The 22,214-nt window shown below is 71.3% G+C and carries 19 protein-coding genes; 6 read left to right on the top strand and 13 right to left on the bottom strand.

Annotated elements, in window-relative coordinates:
• Positions 1-129: 129 nt before the first annotated feature.
• Entirely contained in the window at positions 130-516 is a 387-nt protein-coding gene (locus Psi01_RS24950) for a PadR family transcriptional regulator (RefSeq protein WP_239127997.1), read from the top strand.
• Entirely contained in the window at positions 513-1,658 is a 1,146-nt protein-coding gene (locus Psi01_RS24945) for a hypothetical protein (protein ID WP_204066512.1), read from the top strand. The genes Psi01_RS24950 and Psi01_RS24945 overlap by 4 nt, the downstream gene beginning before the upstream one ends.
• A gap of 129 nt (positions 1,659-1,787) precedes the next feature.
• Here Psi01_RS24945 and Psi01_RS24940 read toward each other — a convergent pair whose 3' ends face one another.
• From Psi01_RS24940 to Psi01_RS24905, 8 genes are all read right to left on the bottom strand, one after another.
• On the bottom strand, positions 1,788-2,618 hold the full coding sequence (locus tag Psi01_RS24940; protein ID WP_204066511.1) for a shikimate dehydrogenase: 831 nt from the start codon (positions 2,616-2,618) through the stop codon (positions 1,788-1,790).
• The gene (gene mltG, locus Psi01_RS24935; RefSeq protein ID WP_204066510.1) at positions 2,615-3,778 is read right to left on the bottom strand and encodes an endolytic transglycosylase MltG; all 1,164 of its coding nucleotides are present in this window, start codon (positions 3,776-3,778) and stop codon (positions 2,615-2,617) included. The genes Psi01_RS24940 and mltG overlap by 4 nt, the downstream gene beginning before the upstream one ends.
• A 372-nt stretch (positions 3,779-4,150) precedes the next feature.
• Positions 4,151-4,627: a Holliday junction resolvase RuvX gene (gene ruvX / locus Psi01_RS24930; RefSeq protein WP_204066509.1), complete on the bottom strand. Its 477-nt coding sequence runs from the start codon at positions 4,625-4,627 to the stop codon at positions 4,151-4,153.
• A 74-nt stretch (positions 4,628-4,701) separates the two neighbouring features.
• Positions 4,702-7,374: an alanine--tRNA ligase gene (alaS, locus tag Psi01_RS24925; protein WP_204066508.1), complete on the bottom strand. Its 2,673-nt coding sequence runs from the start codon at positions 7,372-7,374 to the stop codon at positions 4,702-4,704.
• 1 nt (position 7,375) lies between these two features.
• The gene (locus Psi01_RS24920) at positions 7,376-7,630 is read right to left on the bottom strand and encodes a hypothetical protein (protein ID WP_204066507.1); all 255 of its coding nucleotides are present in this window, start codon (positions 7,628-7,630) and stop codon (positions 7,376-7,378) included.
• On the bottom strand, positions 7,627-8,019 hold the full coding sequence (locus tag Psi01_RS24915) for a DUF948 domain-containing protein (RefSeq protein ID WP_204066506.1): 393 nt from the start codon (positions 8,017-8,019) through the stop codon (positions 7,627-7,629). Before Psi01_RS24915 ends, Psi01_RS24920 begins: the two co-directional genes overlap by 4 nt.
• Positions 8,020-8,060: 41 nt before the next feature.
• On the bottom strand, positions 8,061-9,395 hold the full coding sequence (locus Psi01_RS24910) for a replication-associated recombination protein A (protein WP_239127996.1): 1,335 nt from the start codon (positions 9,393-9,395) through the stop codon (positions 8,061-8,063).
• Between the two features lie 109 nt (positions 9,396-9,504).
• Positions 9,505-9,966 carry a DUF2231 domain-containing protein gene (locus Psi01_RS24905; protein ID WP_204066505.1) on the bottom strand — a complete coding sequence of 154 codons (462 nt, stop codon included), beginning with the start codon at positions 9,964-9,966 and terminating at the stop codon, positions 9,505-9,507.
• Positions 9,967-10,167: 201 nt separating this feature from the next.
• Here Psi01_RS24905 and Psi01_RS24900 point away from each other — a divergent pair, with 201 nt between their 5' ends.
• Together Psi01_RS24900 and Psi01_RS24895 are read left to right on the top strand one after the other, a co-directional pair.
• Positions 10,168-11,055, top strand: coding sequence for a peptidylprolyl isomerase (locus Psi01_RS24900; protein ID WP_204066504.1), 888 nt, complete (start codon positions 10,168-10,170; stop codon positions 11,053-11,055).
• 148 nt (positions 11,056-11,203) lie between these two features.
• Positions 11,204-12,427 carry a cytochrome P450 family protein gene (locus Psi01_RS24895; protein WP_204066503.1) on the top strand — a complete coding sequence of 408 codons (1,224 nt, stop codon included), beginning with the start codon at positions 11,204-11,206 and terminating at the stop codon, positions 12,425-12,427.
• A 146-nt stretch (positions 12,428-12,573) separates the two neighbouring features.
• Here the strand turns inward: Psi01_RS24895 and aspS are convergent, their stop codons facing one another.
• From aspS to Psi01_RS24880, 3 genes are read right to left on the bottom strand one after another with little or no spacing between them, the layout of a single operon-like run.
• Entirely contained in the window at positions 12,574-14,361 is a 1,788-nt protein-coding gene (aspS, locus tag Psi01_RS24890; RefSeq protein WP_204066502.1) for an aspartate--tRNA ligase, read from the bottom strand.
• Positions 14,358-15,620, bottom strand: coding sequence for a histidine--tRNA ligase (gene hisS, locus Psi01_RS24885; protein WP_204066501.1), 1,263 nt, complete (start codon positions 15,618-15,620; stop codon positions 14,358-14,360). The genes aspS and hisS overlap by 4 nt, the downstream gene beginning before the upstream one ends.
• A 4-nt stretch (positions 15,621-15,624) precedes the next feature.
• Positions 15,625-16,320: an MBL fold metallo-hydrolase gene (locus tag Psi01_RS24880; protein ID WP_204066500.1), complete on the bottom strand. Its 696-nt coding sequence runs from the start codon at positions 16,318-16,320 to the stop codon at positions 15,625-15,627.
• Positions 16,321-16,467: 147 nt separating this feature from the next.
• Here Psi01_RS24880 and Psi01_RS24875 point away from each other — a divergent pair, with 147 nt between their 5' ends.
• On the top strand, positions 16,468-17,319 hold the full coding sequence (locus tag Psi01_RS24875) for a peptidylprolyl isomerase (RefSeq protein ID WP_204066499.1): 852 nt from the start codon (positions 16,468-16,470) through the stop codon (positions 17,317-17,319).
• 73 nt (positions 17,320-17,392) lie between these two features.
• A complete protein-coding gene (locus Psi01_RS24870; protein WP_239127995.1) occupies positions 17,393-18,622 on the top strand; it encodes a DUF349 domain-containing protein in 1,230 nt (409 codons plus the stop codon).
• Positions 18,623-19,167: 545 nt separating this feature from the next.
• Here the strand turns inward: Psi01_RS24870 and Psi01_RS24865 are convergent.
• Positions 19,168-21,438, bottom strand: a complete 2,271-nt coding sequence (locus Psi01_RS24865) for a RelA/SpoT family protein (RefSeq protein ID WP_239128005.1) — start codon at positions 21,436-21,438, stop codon at positions 19,168-19,170.
• Positions 21,439-21,599: 161 nt separating this feature from the next.
• Positions 21,600-22,118 (bottom strand): adenine phosphoribosyltransferase, encoded by a 519-nt coding sequence (locus tag Psi01_RS24860; RefSeq protein ID WP_204066496.1) that lies wholly within the window; start codon positions 22,116-22,118, stop codon positions 21,600-21,602.
• Positions 22,119-22,214: the final 96 nt, after the last annotated feature.

Here is a 22,214-nt window from a genome sequence, read left to right as displayed (position 1 = left end):
GGAGGGGAACCTCCGCTTGCGCGTCCGGCAGGCATGCCGGACCGATCGAGTAGCTACGTTACCACAACACGGAGCGGGCTCAGAATCATCCTCTTGTCGATATGCAAATGATCGATATATAAAGATGACATGAGCGAGCGTTCGATGCAGGAGCCGACGTTCCTGATCCTGACCGCCCTCGCCGCGGCTCCCCAGCACGGCTACGGGGTGATCTCCGACGTGCAGGAGATCTCCGGCGGCCGGGTACGGCTGCGCGCGGGCACCCTGTACGCCGCGCTGGACCGGCTGCAGTCCGAGGGCCTCATCACGACCGACCGCGAGGAGATCGTGGACGGCCGGGTCCGCCGCTACTACCGGCTGACCGACGAGGGAGGCACCCGCCTGGCCGCCGAGGCCGAGCGCCTGCGGCGGCACGCCGAGGCCGCCGCCACCCGGCTGCGCGCCCGCCTCGCCGGCGGCGCCGTCTTCCTCGGGGCCCGCCGCCTGCCGGGGCTCCCCGCCGGAGGTACGGCATGAGCCCGCGGGAGCACTCGCCCTCCGGAGCGCCCGGCGGCGAGCACGGCATGGACCGGCGCCACCCGGACCCCGGCGGCGAGCACGGCATGGGCCGGGGTCGCCCTGATCCCAGTGGCGAGCACGGCATGGGCCGGGGGCCCGGCGGGGCCGGTCCTCTGGAGACCCGCTACCGCCGCCTCCTGCGCTGGTATCCCGCGGACCACCGGGCCCGGCACGGGGAGGAGATGGTCGGGGTGCTCATGGCCGGGGCGGAGCCCGGCCGCAGGCTGCCGGACCTCCGCGACGCCCTCGACCTCGTCCGGGGCGGCATCGCCGTGCGCGCCCGGCGGTTCGTCGGGCCCGAGTCCGTCCCGCACTGGCGCGACGCGCTGAACGTCGCCGCCGTCCTGGCCCCGCTGTACCTGCTCGTCATCAATCTGAGCCTCTCGGCCATCCCCCTGGCCGTGATGACGTTGTCGTCCGAGTGGGCCGTCGACGCCCGCTCCCTGCTGTCCCTGGCCTGGCACCTGGCGTACGCCCTGGTCCTGGGACTGGCGCTGGCCGGTTCACGCCGGCTCGCCGTGGCCTGCGCCTGGATCTGGGCGCTCGGCGGCATCGCGATGAACGTGACGGCGACGGCGTCCCTCGTCGAGGAGATGGGGCCGGGCGTCTTCCCTGGCGGCGTGCCCGGCATCGCCGATCACGCGCTCAACGCCTCGCCCGGCCTCCTCGTGGCCCTCCTGCTGACCGTCGCGCCCAGCCCCCGTGCGGGCCTCGATCTGATCGGGTGGCGCGTCCTGCTGCGCTGGGCCGTGGCCTGCACCGCGGCGCTGGCGGCCGCGGCGGTGCTGCCGCACGTCCTGGTGGAGGCGTCGGGCGAGTGGGCGCCGGAGGACTATCTCGACGTCATAGTCGCGCCGACGCTGATCGCCATGGCGTGGGGGGCGGGCAGCCGTACCCCCGCCGGACTGCGGGCGGGGGTGCTCCTGGCCCCGCTGGTGCTGCTGATGTACGGCGGCGACCCGGTCCGCTACGCCATGGAGGGCAGGTGGCCCGTCGCCCTGCTGCAGATGCTTCTCGTGGCCGTCGTGTTCACCGTCGCCAGGCGCGGTTTCGCACCGTACGGCTCGGGGACCGCCGGCTCTCCCGAACGCATCGCCTGAGGAATCACCCGAGCCCGGCCGGATCGTCCGAAGACCGGCCGGGCTCCACCGTGCGGAGAGGCGTCAGCTCGTCGAAACGACCCGCGTGCGGGGTGGCCGGCTCGCCCGGCCGGTCCGAGTGAAGAACGGTCAGCTCGTCCGGCCGGCCCGTCTGAGGATCTCGGCCTCGCCGGCCGCGCGCATCGCCTCCACCGGCACGTCGGTCCGGCCGGTCATCAGCTCCACCTGCCGCACCGCCTGGTGCAGCAGCATCGGGAAGCCGCCGACCACGGTCCCGCCCGCCTGCGCCACGGCGCCGGCCAGGCGGGTCGGCCAGGGGGCGTAGACGACGTCGAAGACCACCGGGACCCGGCCGGCCACCAGGTCGGCGAAGCCGTCGGCCGCGCCCGAGGGCAGGGTCGAGACGACCAGGTCCACGTCCAGGACGGTGTCGATCTTCTCGAAGGTCTGCACGGTCAGGGCCGTGCCCAGCCGCTCGGCCACCTCGGCCGTCTCCCCCGCCCGGCCCGGGTCGCGCACCACCAGGGTGGCCTCGCCCAGGCCCAGCTCGCGCAGGGCCGCCAGGGTGGAGGCGGCGGTCGCGCCCCCGCCGAGGATCGCCGCCGACCGGGGCCGGGCCGCGCCCGCCTCCGTCAGCGCCCGCACGATGCCGTAGACGTCGGTGTTCTCACCGTGCCGGGCTCCCTCGCGCAGGACCACGGTGTTGGCCCCGCCCACCTCGACGGCCAGTTCCGAGACGGTGTCGAGCAGCGGCAGCACGGCCCGCTTGAGCGGCATCGTCAGCGACAGCCCCGCCCAGTCCGGGCCGAGCCCGCCGAGCAGGCCCGGCAGACCGGCCTCGTCGCACTCGATCGCCTCGTAGCTCCAGTCGTCCAGGCCGAGCGCCCGGTAGGCGGCGCGGTGCAGGTACGGCGAGAGCGAGTGGGCGATCGGGGAGCCCAGGACCGCGGCGCGGCTCACCCGTTACCCCGGTTCTTCTCGAACTCGGCCTTGAGCTTGAGGAACTCCGACTCGGTGGAGGCGAACTTGGTGATGCCCTTGGCCGGGTCGGTGGTGACGAACCAGATCCAGTCGCCCTCGGTCGGGTTGAGCGCGGCCTGGATGGCGTGGTCGCCGGGGTTGGAGATGGGGCCGGGGGGCAGGCCGGTTTTGCGGTAGGTGTTGTAGGGCGAGGTGCTCTCCAGCTCGGCGTTCGTCGCGGCGATGCCGTACCTGTTGAGCCCGTAGAAGAGCGTGCTGTCCATCTCCAGCTTCCGCCCCTCCTCGAGGCGGTTGTAGATGACGCGCGCGATCTTGCCCATGTCGTCGACGCTGCCGGACTCGGCCTGCACGATGCTGGCGATGATCATGACCTCGTGAGGGGTGCGGCCCAGCGCCTTGGACTCGGCCACCAGCCGGTCCTTCTCCGCGGTCTGGTTGAAGCGGTCGACCATCGCGGTGAGGATGTCGGCCGCCGACATCTTGGGGGTGATGTCGTAGGTGGCCGGGAAGGCGTAGCCCTCCAGCCTGCCCTTGGCGTAGGCGGGCAGGCCCAGCGCCGCGCTGTTCTTGGCCGCCGTCTGGAACTCCTTGAGCGGCTTGCCGGTCGCCTTGGCCAGGGTGCTCAGCGTGTCGGACAGGCGCAGCCCCTCCTTGAGGGTCACCCGGTCCAGCAGTTGCTTGCTAGGGTCGAGCAACTCGACGGCGGCGGCGGCCGACATCTGCTTGCGCAGGGTGTAGACGCCGGGCTGCAGGGAGGAGCTCTTGCCCGCCTCGGCGATGGCGTCGGTGAAGGCGCGGGCGCTCTTGACCACGCCCTGCTCCTCCAGGGTCTGGGCGACGTCGGAGGCGCTCTGCCCCTGCTTGATCTCCACCGTGACCTCGCCGGTGCCGGAACCGGTGTAGTCCTCGACGGTCATCACGCCGCGCAGCCACGTGTAGCCGTAGTAGCCGGCCCCGCCGAGACCGCCCACCAGCACGATGACGGCGAGCATCGGGGCCAGGAAGCCGCCCTTGTTGCGGCGGCGCCTGCGGCGGCGGCCGCGCCTGCCGTCACGCCCTGAGGACGCGCGGGATCCGCGCCTCGCTCGACCATCGTCGTTGTCGGCGCCGACCAGGAAGTCCATATCTAGATCGTTCATAGATGCGCTGGCCAATCTCCCGGTGCGGACGGCCCGGCGTCAAGAGAGTGTGCCAAACCATGGGGGTTCACCGATGCAAACGTGCCGGTACCGCGTGCCTCGAGTCTCGGTCTTCCGGGGCGTGCCGCCTCACATGACGGGACGGGGAGCCCTCCGCCGGGCATCAGATCCGCCCGCGGTGGTCGCTCGACTCTTCCCGGATTGTCACAAACTCACTCTCTTTGTCAGTGAATTTCGTGATTCTATGCTCCAAAGTATCAGCGGCAAACCGGGCCAACCAGCGCGTTCAGCACAACGACCTGGTGACCAGCGAGTTCTCTCCCGCACTTGTGTGATCTTTCCCATGCCGCCACGCGATCCGCCGGTGACCGCTCAGCGGCCGGGCCGGTCGTCCGGCGGCGGTACGGCGGGCCGCCCCGGCGGCGCCCCCGTGGCCCGCTCGGCGTCCAGGGCCGCCTGGAGCAGCACCACGGCCGCCGCCTGGTCCACCACGTCGCGCTGGTTCTTCGCCCGCACGCCGCTGGCCCGCAGGCTCTGCTGTGCGGTGACCGTGGTGAGCCGCTCGTCGAACAGCCGGACCGGGACCGGATCCAGCCGGGCCGCGATGCGGGCCGCGAAGGCCCGGGCGAGCTCGGCCGCCTGCCCCTCGCGGCCGGACAGCGAGGTCGGCAGGCCGACCACGATCTCGACGGCGTCGTGCTCGGCCGCGATCTGCGCGATCCGCTCCAGGTCGCCCTTGCCCCGCCGTACGGTCTCGACCGGCGTGGCCAGCAGCCCCGAGGGGTCGCTGCGGGCCACGCCGATCCGGACCGAGCCGACGTCCACGCCCAGGCGTGTGCCGTTCCTCATCGTCTTCGCCCCCTGCCCGTGAGCCGGACGGGCTCACGGGCGTCTTCCTTCATCGGGCAGGTCGCCGGGACGGATCAGGCCGACGTCTGGGAGATCGCCTGCCGGACGGCGGCGAGAGCGTCGCCGATCGCCTCGGGACGGGCGCCGCCGCCCTGGGCGATGTCGTCCTTGCCGCCGCCACCGCCGCCGAGGGCCTTGGCGGCGACGCCGACCAGGTTGCCCGCCTTCAGGCCCCGTCCCCGGCCCGCGTCGTTGACCACGGCGACGACGACCGGCCGGTCACCGGGGACGCCGGCGACCACGACCGCCGCGGCGCGGTCGGCCGGGAAGCGGCCGCGCACGTCGAGGGCGAGCTTGCGCAGGTCGTCGGCGGAGGTGCCGTCGGGCGCGCGGTGCGTCACGACGGAGACGCCGTGCACGTCCTCGGCGCCCGACGCCAGCTCGCCGGCGATCGCGAGCACCTGGGCCGAGCGCAGGCGCTCCAGCTCCTTCTCTGCGGTGCGCAGCCGGGTGACGATGCCCTCGACGCGCTCGGGCAGCTCCTCGCGGCGCGCCTTGAGCTGCTCGGACAGCTGGGCGACGAGCACGCTCTCGCGGGCCAGGAAGCGGAAGGCGTCCAGGCCGACCAGGGCCTCCACCCGGCGCACGCCGGCGCCGATCGAGGACTCGCCCAGCACCTTGACCAGGCCGAGCTGGCCGGAGTTGCTGACGTGGGTGCCGCCGCACAGCTCACGGGAGTAGTCGCCGACCTCGACGATGCGCACGACGTCGCCGTACTTCTCACCGAACAGGGCCAGCGCGCCCATCGCCCGGGCCTCGGCCTGGGAGGTGTGGTAGGCGTTGACCTGCAGGTCGTTGATCAGGACGGCGTTGACCTCGTCCTCGACGTCGCGCAGCACGCTGGGCGGCACGGCCCCGGCGGAGGTGAAGTCGAAGCGGAAGCGGCCGGGCGAGTTCTCCGATCCGGCCTGCGCCGCCGTCTCGCCCAGCGCGTTGCGGAAGCCGCGGTGCACCAGGTGGGTGGCGGTGTGGCTGCGGGAGATGGCGCGGCGGCGCTCGATGTCGATCTCAGCCTCGGCCTGGTCGCCCACCCGGACCTCGCCGGTGCGGACCTTGCCGCGGTGCACGATGACGCCGGTCACCGGGGACTGCACGTCCACGATCTCGATCTCGGCCCCGGAGGTGCGGATGACGCCCTGGTCGGCGAGCTGGCCGCCGCCCTCGGCGTAGAAGGGGGTACGGCTCAGCACGACCTCGACCATGCTGCCGGAGCCCGCGGCGGGGACCGGCGCGCCGTCGACGAGCAGGCCGATGACCTCCGTCTCGGCGGTCACCTGGTCGTAGCCGAGGAACTCGACCTTGCCGGCCTTCTCCAGGATCTGCCCGAAGACCGAGATGTCGGCGTTGCCGGTCTTCTTGGCGGCGGCGTCGGCCTTGGCGCGGTCGCGCTGCTCCTTCATCAGCCGGCGGAAGCCCTCCTCGTCGACCTTCAGGCCCTGCTCGGAGGCCATCTCCAGGGTCAGGTCGATCGGGAAGCCGTAGGTGTCGTGCAGCTGGAAGGCCTGCTCGCCGGCCAGCACGCTCTGACCCTTGCGCTTGGTCTCCTCCACGGCCACGTCGAAGATCGCGGTGCCGGTGCGCAGGGTGCTCAGGAAGGACGCCTCCTCGGCGTCGATGACCGCGTGGATCTGCGGGGCGTCGGCCTTGAGCTCGGGGTAGAGCTCGCTCATCACGTCGATCGCGACGGCGGTCAGCTCGTGCATGTAGCGCTCCTCGCCGGAGCCGAGCAGGCGCAGGTTGCGGATCGAGCGGCGCAGGATGCGGCGCAGCACGTAGCCCCGGCCCTCGTTGCCGGGCAGCACGCCGTCGGCGACCAGCATGGTGCTGGTGCGCAGGTGGTCGGCGACCACGCGGAGGCTGACGTCGGAGCGCGTGTCGCGGCCGTAGCGGGTCTTGGTGAGGTCGGCGGCGCGGTCGAGGATCTTGTAGGTGGTGTCGATCTCGTAGATGTTGTCGACGCCCTGCAGGATCGCGGCCATGCGCTCCAGGCCCATGCCGGTGTCGACGCTCTTGGCCGGCAGCTCGCCGGTGACGTCGAAGTCGACCTTGCTGCGGACCGTGCCGAGCTGGAACTGCATGAAGACGTTGTTCCAGACCTCGAGGTAGCGGTTCTCGTCGGCGACGGGACCGCCCTCACGGCCGTACTCGGGACCGCGGTCGTAGTAGATCTCGGTGCACGGCCCGCCCGGGCCCGGCACGCCCATGTGCCAGTAGTTGTCGGCCAGACCGCGGCGCTGGATGCGCTCCAGCGGCACCCCGGCCCGCTTGTGCCAGATCTCGGCGGCCTCGTCGTCGTCGTGGTAGACGGTGACCCAGAGCCGCTCCTCCGGGAAGCCGAAGCCGCCCTCGGCCTCGGAGGTGGTCAGCAGCTCCCAGGCGAACGGGATCGCCTGGTCCTTGAAGTAGTCGCCGAAGGAGAAGTTGCCGAGCATCTGGAAGAACGTGGCGTGCCGGGTGGTCTTGCCGACCTCGTCGATGTCCGGGGTGCGCACGCACTTCTGCACGCTGGCGGCCCGCTTGTAGGGCGGCTTCTGCTGGCCGAGGAAGTAAGGCTTGAAGGGGACCATGCCCGCGGGGACCAGAAGCAGCGTCGGGTCCTCGGCGATCAGGCTGGCCGAGGGCACGACGGTGTGCCCACGCTCCTCGAAGAAGCGCAGGAAGCGGCGGGCGATCTCTGCCGACTCCATGTCAGCGGCCATCCTTTACGTCGTAGTGATAGGTGTTTTCCACACTGTCGAGACCGAAGCGGGACCGCAACTCCGTTTCCCGCCTGGCCGCGACATCGCGGGCGTCCCCCGCGATGTCCCGGGCCTGCTCCAGCAGGCCGGAGGCGCCGCGGACGGCGCGGCGGGCCACGTGGTTGGGGTGCAGCGCCTGGAGCTTGCGCATGGCCCACACGGCGCCGAAGGCGCCCAGGCCCATGTAGAACAGCCGCCGGATCATCGCCGCCGCCTCTCCAGCACGCGCGAGGCGGAGCGGCCCCGGGAACGGGCGCCCACGGCCCGGCGCAGGCCGTGGCCGAACGCCGCGACCTTGATCATCGGGCCGGTGACCAGCGTCTGGGTGACGTTGCTGACCTTGGCCGCGTGCCCGCTGATCTGCTTGATGTCACGGGTGATGGCCTCCACCGCGACGAGCTGGCGGTTGGTCTCGCCGACGGCGACCGCCACGTCCTCAAGCAGCGGCACGACCCGGTCGCTCAGCTCGGAGACCATCTTGGTGGTCTCGGTGACCAGCCGGGCCAGCCTGACCAGGACCATGATCATGAAGCAGACCAGGACCACACAGGCCACGGCCGCGATCAGCCCGGCGACCTCCCCTGCGGTAAGCATGCGCCGAATCTCCCTACGTCACCGGCCGGAACGGCACGACCTTATCGCGTCTTGCCCGTCTCTCCCGGCAGGCCGCGTAGGAAGGCGCGGATCCTGGACCACCGGTCGGCGAAGCCCGCCTCGGCGCCGTGCCTGGTGGGCCGGTAGTAACTCCGGTCGCGCAGCGGCTCGGGAAGATAGTCCTGGCGGACCAGTCCGTGCTCGAAATCGTGGGGATACTTGTAGCCCTTGCCGTGGCCGAGCTTCTTCGCCCCGGCGTAGTGGGCGTCGCGCAGATGGCCGGGCACCTGGCCGATGTCGCCGCGCCGCACGTCCGAGACGGCCTCCCCGATGGCGGTGATCACGGCGTTGGACTTGGGGGCCAGCGCGCAGTGGATGACCGCCTGGGCGAGGTTGAGCCGTCCCTCGGGCAGGCCGATGAACTCCACCGCCTGGGCCGCGGCCACCGCCACCTGCAGGCAGGTCGGGTCGGCCATGCCGACGTCCTCGGAGGCGAAGATCACGATTCGGCGGGCGATGAACCGGGGGTCCTCCCCCGCCTCGATCATCCGGGCCAGATAGTGCAGGGCGGCGTCGGCGTCGGAGCCGCGCATGCTCTTGATGAAGCCGCTGATCACGTCGTAGTGCTGGTCGCCCTGGCGGTCGTAGCGCACGGCCGCCTTGTCCACGGCCCGCTCCACCACCTCGACGGTGATCTCGCCGTCGGCGATGAGCGCGGCGGCCTCCAGGTAGGTCAGGGACCGGCGGGCGTCGCCTCCGGCGAGCCGCACGAGGTGGTCGGCGGCCTCGGGCGCCAGCCGTACCTTCCCGTCCAGGCCCCGGGGGTCGGCCACGGCGCGCTCGACGACCGTGCGGACGTCGTCGTCGGACAGCGGCTCCAGGGTCAGCAGCAGCGAGCGCGACAGCAGCGGCGAGATGACGGAGAAGAAGGGGTTCTCCGTGGTGGCGCCGATGAAGGTCACCCAGCGGTTCTCCACCGCGGGCAGCAGCGCGTCCTGCTGGGCCTTGTTGAAGCGGTGCACCTCGTCCACGAACAGCACGGTCTGGCGGCCGGACATGCCCAGCTCGCGCCGGGCCTGCTCGATGGCCGCGCGGACCTCCTTGACCCCGGCCGAGACCGCCGAGACCTCGACGAAGCGGCGCCGGGTCACACCCGCCACGACGTAGGCCAGGGTGGTCTTGCCCGTGCCGGGCGGTCCCCACAGGAACAGCGACATCGGCGCCTCGGCCTCGACCAGGCGGCGCAGCGGCGTGCCGGGCCCGAGCAGGTGCCGCTGGCCGATCACCTCGTCGAGCCCGCGGGGGCGCATCCGGACCGCGAGGGGCTCCTGGCCCCGGTGAGCCTCCTCGGCCACCGAATCGAACAGGCTGTCCACGTCCCCGACAGTACCGCCCCTCGCGGGCGTCTCAGCGTGGCCGGGCGGCCCCGGCCCCGCCGTACGCGGTCCCGGCCCCCGGCCCGGTCCCCCCGCCCCGTGCCGGGCCTCAGTTCGTCCAGACGGCCGCGGCCCCGCTGTGCCCGGCCCTGATCACGTAGTAGACCGCCACCGCGGCCAGGACCACCGTGAGCACCGTCACGGCCGTGCGCACCGGCCCGCCGAACCTCTCACCGCGGTTCACGTAGATCAGGCCCAGGGAGACCAGCCCGAGCCCGGCCACGGCCAGCGTCAGGGGCGTGCCGAAGGCCTCGTGCTCGGCGATGCGCTGCCCGAACTCCCCCTGGGCGGAGGCGAAGCGGTTCTCCTTGAGCGAGATGCCGCTCTGCCGGGCGGCCAGAGTGGCGATCGGGGTTACCACTGCGAGTCCCAGCACCGCCCAGCCCAGCGCGGCGCGCGTGCGCGGCGCCAGCGCGTAGACCGCGGCCAGGGCCGCCAGCAGCGGCGTCATGACCACGGTGGCGTGGATGATGAGAGGGTGGGCGGGAAGGCCCAGGATCTCGTCGAACATGGTGGTGCTCCGGTCTTACGGGGTTCGTCTTCGCCGAGTACGAATCTCAGCACGAAGAGGTTCTGAAATCTGTAAAGATCTGCGTCTCCTCCCCTCCCGTCACATAGGCAGGATTCCGCCACTTACATCCAGCACACTCCAGGGCCGGTACGCTTTCGCCGGGTCAGTAGTCATGAAACGGTAATCCTGGAGGACATAGCGGTGAGCGGCGAAGACCGCCAGAGCCAGCTGGCGCGGGAGCACAAGGAGCGGCAGGTCCAGCGTGCCGAGGAGGCCAGGAAGGCCAGGCGGAGCACCTTCGTCGGCGCCGGCGTCGGAACGGTCGTCGTGGTCGGAGGCGTGATCGCCGCGACGGTCCTGCTGGGTGGCGGCGACGACAGGACGAACGTCGCGGCCTCCTCGGATCCCTCGCCGAGCGCCTCCGCGTCCGTCTCCGCCCAGCCGACGCCCAGCACCGCGGTGAGCGCCGGGCCCGTCTCGTGCGAGTACCGCGAGGACACCAGCGGCAGCCCGGCCAAGAAGGTCGGCTACCCGCCGAAGAAGCCGAACCTGAAGCTGAAGACCATGACGATCACCACCAACCACGGTGACGTCGTGATCGACCTGGCCACCCAGGCGGCCCCCTGCACGGTGAACTCCATGGCCTTCCTGGCCAAGAAGAACTTCTACGACAACACCCGCTGCCACCGCCTGGCCACCCCCGAGAACTCGGGCCTGGGCCTGCTGCAGTGCGGCGACCCGCAGGCCAAGGCCGACGGCAAGAACCCCACCGACGGCCAGGGCAGCTCCGGCTACGTCTTCAACGACGAGAACCTGGGCGGCCTGCCGTACACCAAGGGCACGGTCGCGCTGGCGCAGGCCGGCGACGCCAGCAACCAGAACGGCAGCCAGTTCTGGATCTCCCTGGCCGACGACACCGCCCAGCTGCAGCCCGCCTACACGCCGTTCGGCACGGTCTCCAAGGGCATGGACATCCTGGAGAAGGTCTACGCGGGCGGCTGGATCACCAACCCCGACGACATCACCGGCGACGGCGGCTCCAACGCCCCCAAGATCCCGGTCATCATCAAGGACGTCAAGCTCTCCTGACGCGACCCATCGAACACCCCGGCGGCGATCTGCCGCCGGGGTGTTCGGCGTCCGGAGTGTGATACCGCTCACAACCCGCCGGTCGCGGGGCGGCCGGGGACAGGCTGGATGGAGAGGGAACCGTGATCCATCTCACTGAGGGGCGCTCATGTCCAAGCCGACGACGGAGAAGCTACCGGTCGAGTTCCTGTTCAGCCCGGAGTTCAGCCGGGATCCCTACACCCAGTACGGCGCGCTGCGCGAGCGGGGGCCGGTCCACGCGGTCGAGTTCATCCCGGGGACGGACATCCCGGCCTTCCTGGTCATCGACTACGAGCACGGCCGGGCGGCGCTGAACGACCCCCGGCTGGCCAAGGGATCGCGTCACGCCCCCGCCTTCTTCCACCGCGAGGAGGTCAGCACCAACCCGGCGCTGGCCGAGAACATGCTCAACACCGACCCGCCGGACCACACCCGGTTGCGGAAGCTGGTCACCAAGGCGTTCACCCCGCGCCGCACCGAGAGCCTGCGCCCCCGGATCCAGGAGATCACCGACGGGCTCATCGACGCGATGGAGCCCCGTGGCCGGGCCGAGCTCATCGACGACTTCGCCTTCCCGCTGCCGGTCACCGTGATCTGCGAGCTGCTGGGGGTGCCCGCCGAGGACCGCGACGACTTCCGCCACTGGTCGGCGGTCCTGCTCGCCCCCGCCTTCACCCCCGAGGAGATCCGGCTCCGCGACGAGGTGAACGCCGCCATCCACGCCTACTTCGGCGAGATCACCGCCGCCCGCCGGGCCGACCCCCGGGACGACCTGGTCAGCGCGCTGGTCACCGCGCACGACGAGGACGACCTGCTGAGCGACCAGGAGCTGGTCGCCGCCTTCACGCTGCTGCTCATCGCCGGGCACGAGACCACGGTCAACCTCATCGGCAACGGCATGCTGGCCCTGCTGACCCACCCCGGCCAGCTCCGCCTCCTGCAGGACGGGCCCGAGCTGATCCCGGCGGCGATCGAGGAGTTCCTGCGCTACGACGGACCGGTGGAGCGGGCGACCCTGCGCTTCGCCACCGAGGACATGGAGATCGCCGGCGTCGCCGTCCCCAAGGGCAGCGTGGTGCAGATCTCGCTCGGCGCGGCCGGCCGCGACCCCGCCCTGGTCGAGGCCCCGGACACGCTGGACATCACCCGCGCCGACGTCCGCCACATCGCCTTCGGCCACGGCATCCACTTCTGCCTGGGCGCCCCGCTGGCCCGTCTGGAGGGCACGATCGCCTTCGGGACGCTGCTGCGCCGCCTGCCGGGCATCGCCCTGGACTGCCCCGTGGAGGAGATCGGCTGGCGCGCCGGCTCGATCATCCGCGGCGTGCAGGCCCTGCCTGTGCGTTTCTGAAAGGCGTACGGCCCGCCGTACGAGCCGCGGAGACGACGGGAGAGCGCGGGATCGGCACGGGGCCGGCGAAGGACGCCGAGACCGGCGGAGCCCCGGCGAGCGAGGTGCTCGCCGGGGCTCCGCCGTACTCCCGCCGCGCGGGGAGGTCAGGCCTTGGCGGGCCCGGCCTCCTCCGGCTCCTTCGCACCCGTCTCCTTGGGCCGGGCGTCCACGCCCGCCTCCTTGCGCTGCTCGCCCGTGATCGGGGTCGGCGCGCCGGTCAGCGGGTCGAAGCCGGAGGCCGTCTTCGGGAAGGCGATGACGTCGCGGATCGAGTCGCCGCCCGCCAGCAGCATGCAGATGCGGTCCCAGCCGTAGGCGATGCCGCCGTGCGGCGGCGGGCCGTACTTGAACGCCTCCAGCAGGAAGCCGAACTTGCTCTCCGCCTCCTCCTTGGAGATGCCGAGCACGTCGAAGACGCGCTGCTGCATCTCGGCGCGGTGGATACGGATCGAGCCGCCGCCGATCTCCATGCCGTTGCAGACCATGTCGTAGGCGTAGGCCAGGGCCTCACCCGGGCTGTCCTGGAAGGTGTCGGCCCACTCGGGCTTGGGACCGGTGAACGGGTGGTGAACAGCGGTCCAGCCGATCTGGTCGCCGGCGTCGTCGAGCACGGGCTCGAACATCGGCGCGTCGACGACCCACAGGAAGCTCCACTGCGACTCGTCGATCAGGCCGCAGCGCCGGCCGATCTCCAGGCGGGCCGCGCCGAGCAGGTCGCGGGAGGCCGCGGCCGCACCGGCGGCGAAGAAGATCGCGTCACCGGGCTTGGCGCCGGCCTTGGCCGCCAGACCGGCGGTCTCGGTCTCCGACAGGTTCTTGGCGACCGGGCCGCCGAGCGTGCCGTCCTCGCCGACCAGCACGTAGGCCAGGCCCCGCGCGCCGCGCGACTTGGCCCACTCCTGCCAGCCGTCCAGCTCCTTGCGGGTCTGGGAGGCGCCGCCCGGCATGACCACGGCGCCGACGTACGGCGCCTGGAAGACGCGGAAGGTGGTGTCGGCGAAGAACTCGGTCATCTCGACGAGCTCGTGGCCGAAGCGCAGGTCCGGCTTGTCGGAGCCGTAGCGGGCCATGGCGTCGGCGTAGGTCATCCGGGGCAGCGGCGCGGGGATCTCGTAGCCGAGGATCTCCTTCCAGACCCGCCCGATCAGCGCCTCGCCGACGGCGATGACGTCCTCCTGGTCGACGAAGGACATCTCAAGGTCGATCTGGGTGAACTCCGGCTGCCGGTCGGCGCGCAGGTCCTCGTCGCGGTAGCACTTGGCCAGCTGGTAGTAGCGCTCCAGGCCCGCGACCTGCAGCAGCTGCTTGAACAGCTGCGGCGACTGGGGCAGGGCGTACCAGTTGCCGGGCTGCAGGCGGACCGGGACCAGGAAGTCGCGGGCGCCCTCGGGGGTGGAGCGGGTCAGCGTCGGCGTCTCGACGTAGACGAACCCGTGCTCGTTCAGCACCTCGTTGGCGAGGTAGGTGGCCTTGGAGCGGATCCGCATGGCCTGGGCGACCTGCTGGCGGCGGATGTCGAGGTAGCGGTACTTCAGCCGGGCCTCCTCGGAGACACCGGAGTGGCCCTCGATCGGGAACGGCAGCGGGGCCGACTCGCTGAGCACCTCGACCTCGGAGGCGACGACCTCGATCTCACCGGTGGGCAGATCGGGGTTCTCGTTGCCCGCGGGGCGGACCCGCACCTCCCCGACGACCTTGACGCAGTACTCGGCGCGCAGGCCGTGCGCGTCGTCCTCCTCGCGGAAGACCACCTGGGCCGAGCCGGAGGCGTCGCGCAGGTCGATGAAGACCACGCCGCCGTGGTCGCGGCGGCGCGCCACCCATCCGGCCAGCGTTACCTGCTCACCCGCGTGCTCCTTGCGGAGCGAACCGGCGGTGTGCGTGCGGATCACGAAAACTTCCCCTTCAGAATGTCGGCGACCTCGGCCAACGGCACCTCGGTCTGCTCTGCGGTGGTCAGGTCTTTCAGCTGTACGGCCTGCGCCGCCAGGTCGCGCTCGCCCAGGACCAGCGCGTAGCGGGCACCCGACCGGCCGGCGCCCTTCATCGCTCCCTTGAGGCCCTTGCCCCCGAACGACATGTCGGCGGTCAGGCCCGCCCGGCGCAGTTCGGTGACGAGCAGGAACATCCGGCGGCGGGCTTCCTCGCCCAGCGGGACACCGTACACCTGCACACGTTCCCCGATGGCCTCCTCCGCAAGCAGGCCTTCGGCCTCCATCGCCAGGAGCGTCCGGTCCACGCCGAGCGCCCAGCCGACGCTCGGCAGCGCCGGGCCGCCGATCATCTCGCTCAGCCCGTCGTAGCGGCCGCCGCCGCCGACCGCGGACTGCGAGCCCAGGCCGTCGTGGACGAACTCGAAAGTGGTGCGCGTGTAGTAGTCGAGGCCGCGCACCAGGCGGGGGTCGTCGGTGAAGGCGGCGCCCGCGGCGGTCAGCAGCTCGCGGACCTCCTCGTGGTAGGCCTTGCACGCCTCGCACAGGTGGTCGACGACCAGCGGCGCGCCGGCCAGCTGGGCCTGCACCTCGGGCCGCTTGTCGTCCAGCACGCGCAACGGGTTGATCTCGATGCGGGCCCGGGTGGGCTCGTCGAGGTCGAGCCCGCGCAGGAACTCCTGGAGCGCGGCCCGGTAGCGGGGACGGCACTCCTTGCAGCCCAGCGTGTTGAGCAGCAGCCGGACCCCGGTGAGGCCCAGGGCCGCGTAGCCGTCGGCGGCCAGCAGGATCAGCTCGGCGTCCAGCGCCGGGTCCTCGGCGCCGATGGCCTCGGCCCCGACCTGCCAGAAGTGGCGGTAGCGGCCCTTCTGGGCGCGCTCATAGCGGAACTGGCTCCCGGAGTACCAGAGTTTGACGGGGAGCTGCCCGTTGTGCAGGCCGTGCTGCAGGACGGCCCGCACGACCGACGCGGTGCCCTCCGGGCGCAGCGTGATGGAGCGCCCGCCCTTGTCGGTGAAGGTGTACATCTCCTTGGAGACGACGTCGGTCGACTCTCCGACGCCGCGCACGAACAGCGCGGTGTCCTCGAAGACCGGCGTCTCGACGTAGCCGTACCCCGCGCGGCGGACGGGGGCGGCGAGCGCCTCCCGCACGGCGAGGACCCGCTCGGAACGCGGCGGGATCCAGTCGAAGGTGCCCTTGGGCGCCTGAAAACTCATGTCTCTAAAGTCCCCTGCCGGGACCGGCGTGGGGAGCCGCCTCCGCGAGATACGGGTTGGTGGCGCGCTCCTGGCCGATCGTGGTCTGTGGTCCGTGGCCGGGCAGGACCACCGTGTCGTCCGGCAGCGGCAGGCACTTGTCGGCCAGGCTGCGCAGGATCGTCGGGTAGTCGCCGCCCGGAAGGTCGGTGCGGCCGATGGAGCCGGCGAACAGCAGGTCGCCCGAGAACATCACGTGCGGAATCTCGTCCGTGGCGGGCAGCCTGAACGTCACCGACCCCCTGGTATGGCCGGGAGCGTGGTCGACCGTGAGCTCCATGCCCGCCAGCTTCAGCACCGCGCCGTCGGACAGCTCGCGCACGTCGTCGGGCTCGGTGAAGGTGAGCCCGCCGAACAGCTGCTGCCGGGTCGTCAGCGACAGTCCCTTGCCCGGGTCGGAGAGCAGATCGCGGTCCTCGGGGTGGATCCAGGCCGGCACGTCGCGCGCGCCGCAGACCGGGGCGACCGACCACATGTGATCGATGTGACCGTGGGTGACCAGCACCGCGACCGGCTTGAGCCGATGCTCGCGCAGCACTTCGTCCAGATCGCCGACGGCGTTCTGCCCGGGATCGACGATGACGCACTCCTCTCCCGCGGCGGGAGCGACGACATAGCAATTGGTCTGGAAGGACCCTGCGGGAAAGCCGGCGATGAGCATCTGCCTCAGCTGATCTCGTCAAGAATGCGGATGGGAATGTAACCGAAGGGTACCGGTGCGGGTCGGCGGGCTGCGAACCATCGCCCTGTGGCCGATACGATTCGCCCACTCAATATGTAATACTCCGGCACTCGGGAGGGCGAAGCGGTGAGCGGCAAGGACCGCCAGAAGCAGCTGGCGCGCGAGCACTACGAGCGGCAGATGCAGCGACGCGCGGAGCGCGAGGCCAAGGGCAAGCGCAACGCGATCATCGGTAGCACCGTGGGCACCGTGGTGGTCGTAGGCGGGATCATCGCCGCGGTGGCCCTGATCGGAGGGTCCTCGGACCCCTCGGACACGGAGGCCGCGGTCACCCCCGAGCCCTCCGCGAGCCAGTCCACCGCCGAACCGGCGGCCTTCGACCCGGCCACCGGCGGCTGCGGCTACGTGGCCGCCACGGAGAGCGGTCAGGTCAAGGACGTCGGCATGCCCCCGGCCAAGCTCGACGTCTCCGCCAAGTCGATGACGCTGAAGACCAGCCAGGGCGACATCGTCATCAAGCTGGACGGCGGGAAGACCCCCTGCACGGTCGGCTCCTTCGCGCACCTGGCGAGCAAGGACTACTTCGACGGCTCCAAGTGCCACCGTCTGGGCTCCGAGCAGTTCCCGGTCCTGCAGTGCGGCGACCCGCTGGCCAAGGCCGACGGCAAGAACCTGACCGACGGCCAGGGCGGCCCCGGCTACCGCTTCGTGGACGAGAACCTCGAAGGCGCCAAGTACACCCGCGGCGTGGTGGCCATGGCCAACAGCGGTCCCAACAGCAACGGCAGCCAGTTCTTCATCGTGTTCGGCGACACGACCTTGCCAGCGAACTACACCCCGTTCGGTACGGTTACCAAGGGCCTGGAGATCGTCGACAAGGTGAACAAGGGTGGTGTCATCACTCCCGGACAGGACGGCACCGGGGCACCGAAGAAAACCGTCGAGATCGAAGACGTGACAATGTCCGCCAAGAGCTGACGTAATACAAACAGGCATACGGACCCGGGACCGCACGGTCCCGGAAAGGCTGATGAAAGTGCGGGAGGACACGGTGAGCACCGACCCGTGGGGCCGGGTAGACGACGACGGCACCGTCTACGTGCGTACGGCTGAGGGAGAGCGGGCCGTCGGGTCCTGGCAGGCCGGCGAGCCGGAGGAGGCCCTCGCCTACTTCCGCCGCAAATTCGACGAGCTGGCCGGGCAGGTCACGCTCCTGGAGCAGCGCGTCCGCGGCACCGACCTGCCCCCTTCTCAGGCCGAGGCCACCATCGTCAAGCTCCGGGAAGCGATCACCGACGCCCACGCGGTCGGCGATCTCGACGCGCTGCTGGGCCGGCTGAACAGCCTCACGGAGCTGGTCGCCCAGCGCCGCGAGGAGGTCAAGGCCGCCCGTGACGTGGCCCGCGCCGAGGCCAAGGGCGTCAAGGAGCGGATCGTCGCCGAGGCCGAGAGCGTGGCCGAGTCCACGACCCACTGGAAGACCGGCGGCGAGCGCCTGCGTCAGCTGGTGGAGGAGTGGAAGGCCGCCGAGCGGATCGACCGGGTCACCGAGGCGGCGCTGTGGAAGCGCCTGTCGGCCGCCCGTACGGCCTTCGCCAAGCGGCGCAAGGCCTACTTCGCGGGGCTCGACGAGCAGCGCGAGAGCGTGCGCTCCGTCAAGGAGCGGATCGTGACGGAGGCGGAGGCCCTGGCCTCCTCCACCGACTGGGGTCCCACCGCTTCGGCCTACCGGGAGCTGATGCGTCAGTGGAAGGCCGCCGGCCGGGCCTCCCGCGAGGTCGAGGATGAGCTGTGGGCGCGGTTCAAGGGCGCCCAGGACCAGTTCTTCCAGGCCCGCTCCGCGGTCTTCGCCGAGCGGGACGCCTCGCTCGCGGCCAACGCCGAGATCAAGGAGCAGCTCCTGGTCGAGGCCGAGAAGATCCTGCCGGTCACCGACGCTCGCGCCGCCCGGACCGCCCTGCGCGGCATCCTGGAGCGCTGGGAGGAGGCCGGCCCGGTCCCCCGCGAGCAGCGCGACCGCCTGGAGGGCGGGCTGCGCAAGATCGACGACACGATCCGCAAGGCGGAGGAGGCGGAGTGGAAGCGCTCCAACCCCGAGGCCCGCGCCCGCGCCCAGAACACCGTCGACCAGCTGCGCAAGTCCATCGAGCAGCTGGAGACCCGCCTGGAGAAGGCCCGCGCCGCCGGCAAGGACAAGGACGCCAAGGACGCCGAGGAGGCCCTGGCCGCCCGTCGTTCCTGGCTGGAGGAGGCCGAGCGCACGCTCGCCGAGTTCTCCTGACCTGACGCTGCCGGGGCTCCCCGGTCCGGCACCGCCGGGGATCCCCCGATCCGGCGCCGGTCGGGGATTCCTTGATCCGGCGCCGCCGGGGGGTTCTCCTCCCCCGGCGGCCTCCGACCCTTGAGGGTCTCTCCGGCTCTCTGATGGGCCCCTGACGGCTCCTCCGGTCCTCTGACGGGTTCGGGTCCCGCCGCACGGCGGCGCCGAAGGCCCGTCAACCTCCTCGCCGTACCGGCGCCACCGGACGGGGCACCCGGGAGACGAGGGGCCGCATCACCCGCGGACTCCACCACGCCCGCTCGCGGGCTTTCCCCACATCACCCGAGGACCGCTTCACCGCATCCGCTCGCGCGTCCCCGAGACCGGCACCGCCGTACGACGACGCCAGGGGTGCCGTCCCGCTCCGCCGTACCGGCGCCGCGGGACAGGACACCCCACCGGGCGGCGGATCACATCACCCGCGCCGGCTCCACCACGCCCGCTCGCGGGTCTCCCGCACCATCGGGGAGCCGCACCGCCATACCCGCCCGCGGGCTTTCCGCGCCTCAGCCTCCGGCGCCGCTCACGCGGTAGACGTCGTAGACGCCCTGGATGTTGCGCACGGCCTTCAGCACGTGGCCCAGGTGCTTGGGGTCGCCCATCTCGAAGGTGAACTTGCTGATCGCGACCCGGTCGCGGGACGTCGTCACCGACGCCGACAGGATGTTCACGTGCTGGTCGGACAGGGTCCGGGTGACGTCCGACAGCAGGCGGGGGCGGTCGAGCGCCTCGACCTGGATGGCGACCAGGAAGACCGAGTCGTCACCGGGCGACCAGGCCACCTCCACCAGGCGGTCGGGCTCGGACTTCAGCTGCTCCACGTTGGGGCAGTTGGTGCGGTGCACCGACACGCCGTGCCCGCGGGTGACGAAGCCGACGATGTCGTCGCCGGGCACCGGGGTGCAGCAGCGCGAGAGCCGTACCCAGACGTCGGAGTCGCCGGCGACGATCACGCCCGCGCCGCCGCCGCCGCGGGGGCGGCCGCGCAGCTTGGTCGGGACCGAGGCCTCGGCGATGTCCTCCTCGGCGCTCTCCACGCCGCCCAGGGACTGCACCAGCTTCTGCACGACCGTCTGCGCGGCCGTGTGGCCCTCTCCGACGGCCGCGTAGAGCGAGGAGACATCCGGGTAGCGCAGGTCCCTGGCGAGCGCCAGGAGGGACTCTCCGGACATCAGGCGCTGCAGTGGGAGCCCCTGCTTGCGCATGGCGCGGCCGATGGCCTCCTTGCCCGCCTCGATCGCGGTCTCGCGGCGCTCCTTGGAGAACCACTGGCGGATCTTGTTGCGGGCCCGGCCGGACTTGACGAACTTCAGCCAGTCGCGGGACGGGCCGGCGTCCGGCGACTTGGAGGTGAAGATCTCGACGGTGTCGCCGTTGCCCAGCCGGGACTCAAGCGGCACCAGGCGCCCGTTGACCCGGGCGCCGATGCAGCGGTGGCCGACCTCGGTGTGCACGGCGTAGGCGAAGTCGACCGGGGTCGCGCCCTCGGGGAGGGCGATCACCTGCCCGCGCGGGGTGAAGACGTAGACCTCCGAGACCGACAGGTCGAACCGGAGCGACTCCAGGAACTCGCCCGGGTCGGCGGTCTCCTTCTGCCAGTCGAGCAGCTGGCGCAGCCAGGCCATGTCGCTGGCCGGCTTCAGCTTCGCCCCGCCCGGACCGGAGGTGGTCATGTCCTCCTTGTACTTCCAGTGCGCGGCCACGCCGTACTCGGCCCGGTGGTGCATGCCGTGCGTGCGGATCTGCAGCTCCACCGGCTTGCCCTCGGGACCGATCACCGTGGTGTGCAGCGACTGGTACATGTTGAACTTGGGCATCGCGATGTAGTCCTTGAACCGGCCGGGCACCGGGTTCCATCGCGCGTGGATCGTTCCGAGGGCGGCGTAGCAGTCGCGGACCGTGTCGACCAGGACGCGGATGCCGACCAGGTCGTAGATGTCGTCGAAGGCGACGTCCCTGGCGATCATCTTCTGGTAGACCGAGTAGTAGTGCTTGGGACGGCCCTTGACCTCGGCGCGGATCTTGGCCTCGTGCAGGTCGGCCGAGACCTTCTCGATGACCTCCTGCAGGAACAGGTCCCTGCGCGGGGCCCGCTTGGAGACCATCCGGGCGATCTCGTCGTAGCGCTTGGGGTAGAGCATGGCGAACGCGAGGTCCTCCAGCTCCCACTTGATGGTGTTCATGCCCAGCCGGTGGGCCAGCGGGGCGAAGATCTCCAGCGTCTCGCGGGACTTCTGCTGCCGCTTGTGCTCGGGCAGATAGCGCATGGTGCGCATGTTGTGCAGCCGGTCGGCCAGCTTGATGACCAGCACCCGGATGTCGCGGGACATCGCCACGACCATCTTGCGCACGGTCTCGGCCTGGGCGGCGTCTCCGAACTTGACCTTGTCGAGCTTGGTGACGCCGTCGACCAGCAGGGCGATGTTGTCGCCGAAGTCCGCGCGCAGCTCGTCCAGGCTGTAGGCGGTGTCCTCGACGGTGTCGTGCAGCAGCGCGGCGCACAGCGTCTCGTCGTCGGTGCCGAGCTCGGCCAGGATCGTCGCCACGGCCAGCGGGTGGGTGATGTAGGGGTCGCCGCTCTTACGCTTCTGGTCGCGGTGGTGATAGGCCGCCACGTCGTAGGCACGCTCGATCAGCCGCAGGTCCGCCTTCGGATGGGTCGCGCGGACCGTGCGGAACAGCGGTTCAAGCACCGGGTTCATGGCGCCACCCCATTGCCCCCCAAAGCGGGCGATCCTTCGCCGCACCGCCGGTTTCTCTTCGGTGGCTCCGGACATGGCGGAACCGGCATCGCCTGCCGGGACGGTCATGTCGGGACCGCCACCGCCGGCGGTCACGTCGGGCACGACCACATCACGGGGCACTCAGACTCCTCACGTTCGAGTCCAGATCCCTCAGTGTATCCAGACCGGCCCGGGCTGTTGCCCGCCCGGGGTAATCAGACGATCACCAGGGGATGCAGCTCGACGCCGTCGAGCCGGTCTCGACCCTTGAGGAAGGACAGTTCCATGAGCACGGCGACGGCGACGACCTCGGCGCCCGCCCTGCGGACCAGCTCCACCGCCGCGCGCGCCGTGCCTCCGGTGGCGAGCACGTCATCGACGATGAGGACGCGCTCGCCGGGAGCGAAGGCGTCCCGGTGAACCTCGATGGTGGCGGAGCCGTACTCTAGATCGTATGACGCCTCGAGCGTCTCCGCGGGCAGTTTGCCCTTCTTTCGCATCGGGACGAACCCGGCGCCGGCCTTGTAGGCCGCCGGCGCGGCCAGGATGAACCCGCGGGCCTCGATGCCGACGATCTTGTCCACGGAGCGCAGTCCCGCCAGCTCGTCCGTCACCGCGGCGAACGCCTCCGGGTCGGCCAGCAGCGGGGTGATGTCCTTGAACAGGATCCCCGGCTTCGGGTAGTCGGGCACGTCGCGGATCCGGTCCCGGATCAGCCGGCTCAGGTCACTCATGGTCACATCCCTGCTGGAGAACGCCGATCGGGGCGCGTCGCGCGGAGCCGTCCCGCTCCGCGGGACGTGCCCCGGGGAAACCGTCCGAGAAAACGC

The sequence above is a fragment of the Paraplanobispora siamensis genome (assembly GCF_016863175.1).
In the GTDB taxonomy this organism is placed as follows: Bacteria; Actinomycetota; Actinomycetes; order Streptosporangiales; family Streptosporangiaceae; genus Planobispora; species Planobispora siamensis.
The sequence above is the reverse complement of the archived record's forward strand: the minus strand, read 5'-3'. Positions and strand labels throughout refer to the sequence as shown.

What these genes read in the sequence shown, in the direction of transcription:
- Psi01_RS24860 (WP_204066496.1), bottom strand. Translation starts at nt 22,118, where the DNA reads ATGAGTGACCTGAGCCGGCTGATCCGGGACCGGATCCGCGACGTGCCC.
- Psi01_RS24950 (WP_239127997.1), top strand. Translation starts at nt 130, where the DNA reads ATGAGCGAGCGTTCGATGCAGGAGCCGACGTTCCTGATCCTGACCGCC.
- Psi01_RS24895 (WP_204066503.1), top strand. Translation starts at nt 11,204, where the DNA reads ATGTCCAAGCCGACGACGGAGAAGCTACCGGTCGAGTTCCTGTTCAGC.
- ruvX (WP_204066509.1), bottom strand. Translation starts at nt 4,627, where the DNA reads ATGAGGAACGGCACACGCCTGGGCGTGGACGTCGGCTCGGTCCGGATC.
- alaS (WP_204066508.1), bottom strand. Translation starts at nt 7,374, where the DNA reads ATGGAGTCGGCAGAGATCGCCCGCCGCTTCCTGCGCTTCTTCGAGGAG.
- Psi01_RS24905 (WP_204066505.1), bottom strand. Translation starts at nt 9,966, where the DNA reads ATGTTCGACGAGATCCTGGGCCTTCCCGCCCACCCTCTCATCATCCAC.
- Psi01_RS24865 (WP_239128005.1), bottom strand. Translation starts at nt 21,438, where the DNA reads ATGTCCGGAGCCACCGAAGAGAAACCGGCGGTGCGGCGAAGGATCGCC.
- Psi01_RS24945 (WP_204066512.1), top strand. Translation starts at nt 513, where the DNA reads ATGAGCCCGCGGGAGCACTCGCCCTCCGGAGCGCCCGGCGGCGAGCAC.
- Psi01_RS24920 (WP_204066507.1), bottom strand. Translation starts at nt 7,630, where the DNA reads ATGATCCGGCGGCTGTTCTACATGGGCCTGGGCGCCTTCGGCGCCGTG.
- Psi01_RS24880 (WP_204066500.1), bottom strand. Translation starts at nt 16,320, where the DNA reads ATGCTCATCGCCGGCTTTCCCGCAGGGTCCTTCCAGACCAATTGCTAT.
- hisS (WP_204066501.1), bottom strand. Translation starts at nt 15,620, where the DNA reads ATGAGTTTTCAGGCGCCCAAGGGCACCTTCGACTGGATCCCGCCGCGT.
- Psi01_RS24915 (WP_204066506.1), bottom strand. Translation starts at nt 8,019, where the DNA reads ATGCTTACCGCAGGGGAGGTCGCCGGGCTGATCGCGGCCGTGGCCTGT.
- mltG (WP_204066510.1), bottom strand. Translation starts at nt 3,778, where the DNA reads ATGAACGATCTAGATATGGACTTCCTGGTCGGCGCCGACAACGACGAT.